Source organism: Streptomyces sp. NPDC000348 (assembly GCF_042898795.1).
Taxonomy (GTDB): Bacteria; Actinomycetota; Actinomycetes; order Streptomycetales; family Streptomycetaceae; genus Streptomyces.
The window spans coordinates 1-4,238 of the sequence record NZ_JBIAZD010000052.1 but is presented as its reverse complement, the minus strand read 5'-3'; the positions used below and the strand labels follow the sequence as shown (position 1 = coordinate 4,238).

Here is a 4,238-nt window from a genome sequence, read left to right as displayed (position 1 = left end):
GGACCCTAGACAAGTCCCATCGTTGCAGGTCAGGAGCACTCTCCGCTTATTTGATCAAGCCTCGGACACTCCACCTCGCGAAAGCCCGAGGCTAGGCACCAGGCAGCCACCTGCGTCTGAGCCGCAGGATGCAGGTGCTGTTCGGGCTCGTCAACGAGCAGGATCCGCGGTATAGGGTCGGTCTCGCCCTCAGCGCAGGCATCCGCGGCCAACCGGACGGCGGTCGCGACCCATCTCTGAATCCCCGCACCGAGGTGTGCTAAGGGTATGGCTTCGCCGGGACAGTGCTGCGGATAGGCGAAACCCGCGACGCCGACCGGCCCGTCCCAGTCCGCCTCGATCGGACGGGCTTCACCGATGTGATGCTCGAACGTGATGCGGCATCGAGATGCCGATGAGTCCCACTCCGGAACACGCCGAATCTCAAGCCGGATCTTCCCTTGTTCGGCGACGAATGGGATCAGCCGATGGTTCGCTTCGTGCTCGATAGCGCTAAGCGCGACGTGGAGCTCCGGTCGCACCCGAACCCACTCGTTGTTCTGCTCCAACCAGTCGGAACTACCGGGATAAACGAAGACGTCGTCAACCGCGTGTGCTTCGTCGGCAGCATAGAATGACGGATCGACCCGGCCCGCATGATCGGGATGGAGGCAATGGTCGCAAAACTCATCGTCGGCTCGCATCCCGTCACCGGTCTCCAGCTGATGGAACATCCGGTCGTGAACTGTTTCAAGTGCCCGGTCCAGGTAATTTTCCACAGCTATCGCATCGCCGTCGACCACCCGCACACCGCCCAGTCTGCCGGTGACCCACTCGAAACCGGCAGGGACAGCCGGTGAGCTGCCCGACGGTCCACGAGTAAAGGCGGTCAGAGGTGGCCACCGGCCGGTCCACGACGTCAGCACGCCGACAATGTCCCGGAGCGGCCCCTTGGTCAGGAGCGGCTGGATGCGCGATGCGAGCTCTGTGGCCTCCTGGCTAGCCGTAGAGGACCGGTCACAGGCGAGCTCAACCATGAAGTCTTCCTGCACGATCAGAACCGGGTTCGTGAGTAGGAGGTCCACCAGCCGCTGTGCGTCCGCCGCCGCCGATGCTGGAACTCCATAGAGCAGCGACTGCCGGACGACGTGGTAACAGCCCTTCAACGTCGCGCTGTCGCTGGGATCGTACAGATCTCCTCCGTACAGCCACCAAGCGCTGCCGCAGTAGGCGCCGATCCCGTCAGTGATCTCGAGCGGGCGGAGGCCTTCCTGCCAGGGCCACACCATCATCTGCCTCAGCAATTCGGCGTCAGCGCCGTGCCCGACGGAGTCGATGTCGAGCTTGACGACAAGACCTAGGCGGGCCTGCAGTGCGGGGTTACGGCCGTCCGAGCGGCGAAGGGCGTGTCGGGCCACGGGATCGTGTGCGCCAATAGCCTCGATGATGTTCGTCTTGCCCGATCCGTTGGGACCGAGAAGGACGGTCAGGCCTCCGAGGGGCACTTCAGCCGTCCGGATTGACTTGTAGCCGGCGACGATCGCCCCAATGGCTCGCACGAGACCTCCACAGAAGATTGCGGGAAGCAACGATAAGAATCGCACGGCGGTGGCCGCAGCGCCTCACCCAAGTAGTACCAAGCGTGACTCGTGAGGTTCCCCTCCTACTGCGGAGACCGTGACCGGAGGGATAGTTGGGGTCATGGCATCCAGGTAGCGCATCTACGACGCCGAGTTCCGCGCGGGGGGGCGGTGCGGATCGTGACGGAGACCGGGAAGCCGATTCCGGAAGTGGCTGGGGATCTGGGCATCCACGCGGGGACGTTGCACAGCTGGGTGTCGCGGGCGCGGCGCAACGGGTCGCCGTCGTCGGCCCGGCCGGTGGCCGAGGCATCGCGCGGCGTAGCGCGGGGAGGCGGCTGGCCACGGGGCAGATGACCGCATACGGCTTTCCACACAAGGTCCGTGGATGTCCAGGAGCAGGCCGTCCAGCGGGCCGTCGACGAGTTCGGCGTAGGTCCGGCCCAGCCTCGGGCCCGGCTCAGGGTCGTCGTGGTCGTGGCCGTAGACCCGGCCGCGCAGCAGCTGCTCGTCACCGTTCATACCGGCCAGCCTGTCAGCCTGTCAGTCGTCACCGACATCTGGAGGGTGTCGGACGCGGACCGCCTGTGCGCCAGGAGGGTGAGGTACGAGGCCATGGGCCCCTCGACCTTTCAGCTCAAGGGGCCCGGCCGTTCTTGCGAAGGGTCAGGCACAGGGAAACCTTTTCGGGACGCTCCACTCCAGCCGGACCCCACGGCGTACCTGTCCGACGAGGTGTGAGACCTGGGTGGCATTCACCTCCCCCTGCGTGTAGTACTTCAGGGCACGGTACATCCGGTAGAAGAGCTGTGCGTCCGTCATTGTGTCCGCCTCCTCCTGGAGCCGGTCGAGTCGTCGGCCGGTCTCGGCGGCACGGCGCAGCGCCGCCTCTGCGAGTGCTCCGTAGGCGGACCCGTTCTGGACGTAGAGGCCTTCCTCGATGGTCTTCACGGTAATGTTCCTTCCCGCTCACTTTCCGGCCCGTCTTCACGGTGAAGACGTACACGCCGGAGCTGAGTGCCCGGGAACATACGGCACCCCCATCGTTACCGTCTCGTCCTGCCCGGCACCGGTCGCCGCAGCGCCCGGGATCGTCTCCGGCTTGTCCGCCTCCGCGAGCGGCTTGCCGGGTCAGATCCGGCGGCGGAACCGGCCGAGCACCTTCCTCGCCTTCTCCTCCGCCTCGGCCGCCTCCCTGGCCGCGTCCTGCTGTGCCTGCCGCCGTGCGGCACGCTCGGCTTCGGCGGCGGCCTCCCGGTGGGTGACGTCGTCGGCGTGGCGGGTGCCGCACACCGACAGGTCCCTGGCCAGACCATCGCAGACCAACATCAAAACATCGGCCGCGCCGCGGTTCTTGATCTCGGTCAGGACCTGGAGCCAGTACTTCGCGCCCTCCCCGCCGTCGCCGATTCACAGGCCCAGGATGTCCCGGTGCTCCTCGGCGGTGACCGCCACCGCCATATAGACAGGCCGGTTGGCGACCTGACTGTCCCTGACCTTCACGTTCATACAATCGATGAAGACGACCGGGTAGACGCTGTCCAGCGGACGGCTCTGCCATTCCGTCATGCCGGCTATCACACTGTCGGTAATCGTGGAGATGGTGGACTTGGAGATCTCCGGGCCGGACACCTCAGCCAGATGCGCGGAGATCTCCCCGTGCGTCAGCCCTTTCGCTGACAGCAACAGGACTATCTCGTCCACCCCGCCCAGACGCCGCTGCCGCTTTTTGACCAGCTGCGGCTCGAACGACCCGGCCCGGTCCCGCGGCACCGCGATCTCGACCGGCCCCGACTCGGTGATCACCGTCTTGGGCCGGCGTCCGTTGCGGTAGTTTTCCTGGCCGCCCTCGGCCCGCTCACCGGGCTCGTGCCCCAGATGATCGGTGAGTTCGCCCTCGAGCGCGGACTCCACCACCCGCTTCGTCAGCTGCTGCAGCAGGCCGCCCTCCCGGTGAGTTTCACCCCACCGGCCTGGGCCCGGGCCACCAGCTCGGCGACCAGCCCGTCATCCACGGCGCCCGCCCCACTCGCAACGGCCTCCCTGGCCTCGATGCCACCCGCCACGTCAGTTATCAACTGACGTTTCTAGCTCGGGAGTTACACCGCTCACCGTACAAGACCCGTCCACAGATCCCGTAGAGACGTTAGCCTCTGAGGGAACTTCAGTGTGGCTGCCTCAGTTCAGTCGTGCGTGGGGGCGGCGGCTTGGTGGACGTGAAAGGTGAGTCCGGCAATCCGACCCGACTGGATGACAGGGCCATGCTGGACTCCGCCGCTGATGTCGTTGTGTACGGTGCTCGGTTGTGGATCTGGGTTGCTCGCGATCTGCTGCAAGGAGGTGAGCAGGTCGCGCAGGTCGTCGCCAGTGGCAGCGCCTGCTTGCAGAAGGCGCTGCAGGTAGGTGTGCCATTGTTCCGTGATGTCACGGGTGGTTTGTGTGTCCTCTGTCGCCTCGGCGGTGAGCAGCTGGGTCCGGGCGGTGTCCAGGTCGGTGATCGCGGCGCTGTCTGCACCGCTGCGTGAGAAGAATCGTCCGACGAGGTCACGGGCGTGTGTCCAGGAGTCGGTGACCATGAGTGAGACTAGCCTCGGGCTTTCGCGAGGTGGAGTGTCCGAGGCTTGATCAAATAAGCGGAGAGTGCTCCTGACCTGCAACGATGGGACTTGTCTAGGGTCC

5 protein-coding genes and 1 pseudogene are annotated in these 4,238 nt (G+C 65.7%); 1 reads left to right on the top strand and 5 read right to left on the bottom strand.

The genetic code is table 11. From position 1 onward, the window contains the following. Window positions 1–29: 29 nt before the first annotated feature. Complete coding sequence (locus tag ACFY3N_RS36605; RefSeq protein ID WP_390821086.1) at window positions 30–1,538, bottom strand: hypothetical protein; 1,509 nt, start codon at window positions 1,536–1,538, stop codon at window positions 30–32. Window positions 1,539–1,628: 90 nt separating this feature from the next. Here ACFY3N_RS36605 and ACFY3N_RS36600 point away from each other — a divergent pair, with 90 nt between their 5' ends. Further along, on the top strand, window positions 1,629–1,916 hold the full coding sequence (locus tag ACFY3N_RS36600) for a transposase (RefSeq protein WP_390821085.1): 288 nt from the start codon (window positions 1,629–1,631) through the stop codon (window positions 1,914–1,916). A gap of 309 nt (window positions 1,917–2,225) precedes the next feature. Here ACFY3N_RS36600 and ACFY3N_RS36595 read toward each other — a convergent pair whose 3' ends face one another. The 4 genes and pseudogenes from ACFY3N_RS36595 to ACFY3N_RS36580 all read right to left on the bottom strand — a co-directional run bounded on the left by ACFY3N_RS36595 (window position 2,226) and on the right by ACFY3N_RS36580 (window position 4,135). Beyond that, window positions 2,226–2,510: a hypothetical protein gene (locus tag ACFY3N_RS36595; protein WP_390821084.1), complete on the bottom strand. Its 285-nt coding sequence runs from the start codon at window positions 2,508–2,510 to the stop codon at window positions 2,226–2,228. A gap of 180 nt (window positions 2,511–2,690) precedes the next feature. Beyond that, window positions 2,691–2,888 carry a hypothetical protein gene (locus ACFY3N_RS36590; RefSeq protein ID WP_390821087.1) on the bottom strand — a complete coding sequence of 66 codons (198 nt, stop codon included), beginning with the start codon at window positions 2,886–2,888 and terminating at the stop codon, window positions 2,691–2,693. Next, window positions 2,868–3,613: pseudogene (locus ACFY3N_RS36585) on the bottom strand (IS256 family transposase); the annotation flags it as partial. The gene ACFY3N_RS36590 and the pseudogene ACFY3N_RS36585, both read right to left, overlap by 21 nt. A gap of 129 nt (window positions 3,614–3,742) precedes the next feature. Beyond that, complete coding sequence (locus ACFY3N_RS36580) at window positions 3,743–4,135, bottom strand: hypothetical protein (protein ID WP_390821083.1); 393 nt, start codon at window positions 4,133–4,135, stop codon at window positions 3,743–3,745. Window positions 4,136–4,238: the final 103 nt, after the last annotated feature.

Excerpts from the sequence above, each read along its gene's own strand:
- ACFY3N_RS36590 (WP_390821087.1), bottom strand. The coding sequence starts at position 2,888 with ATGTTGGTCTGCGATGGTCTGGCCAGGGACCTGTCGGTGTGCGGCACC.
- ACFY3N_RS36580 (WP_390821083.1), bottom strand. The coding sequence starts at position 4,135 with ATGGTCACCGACTCCTGGACACACGCCCGTGACCTCGTCGGACGATTC.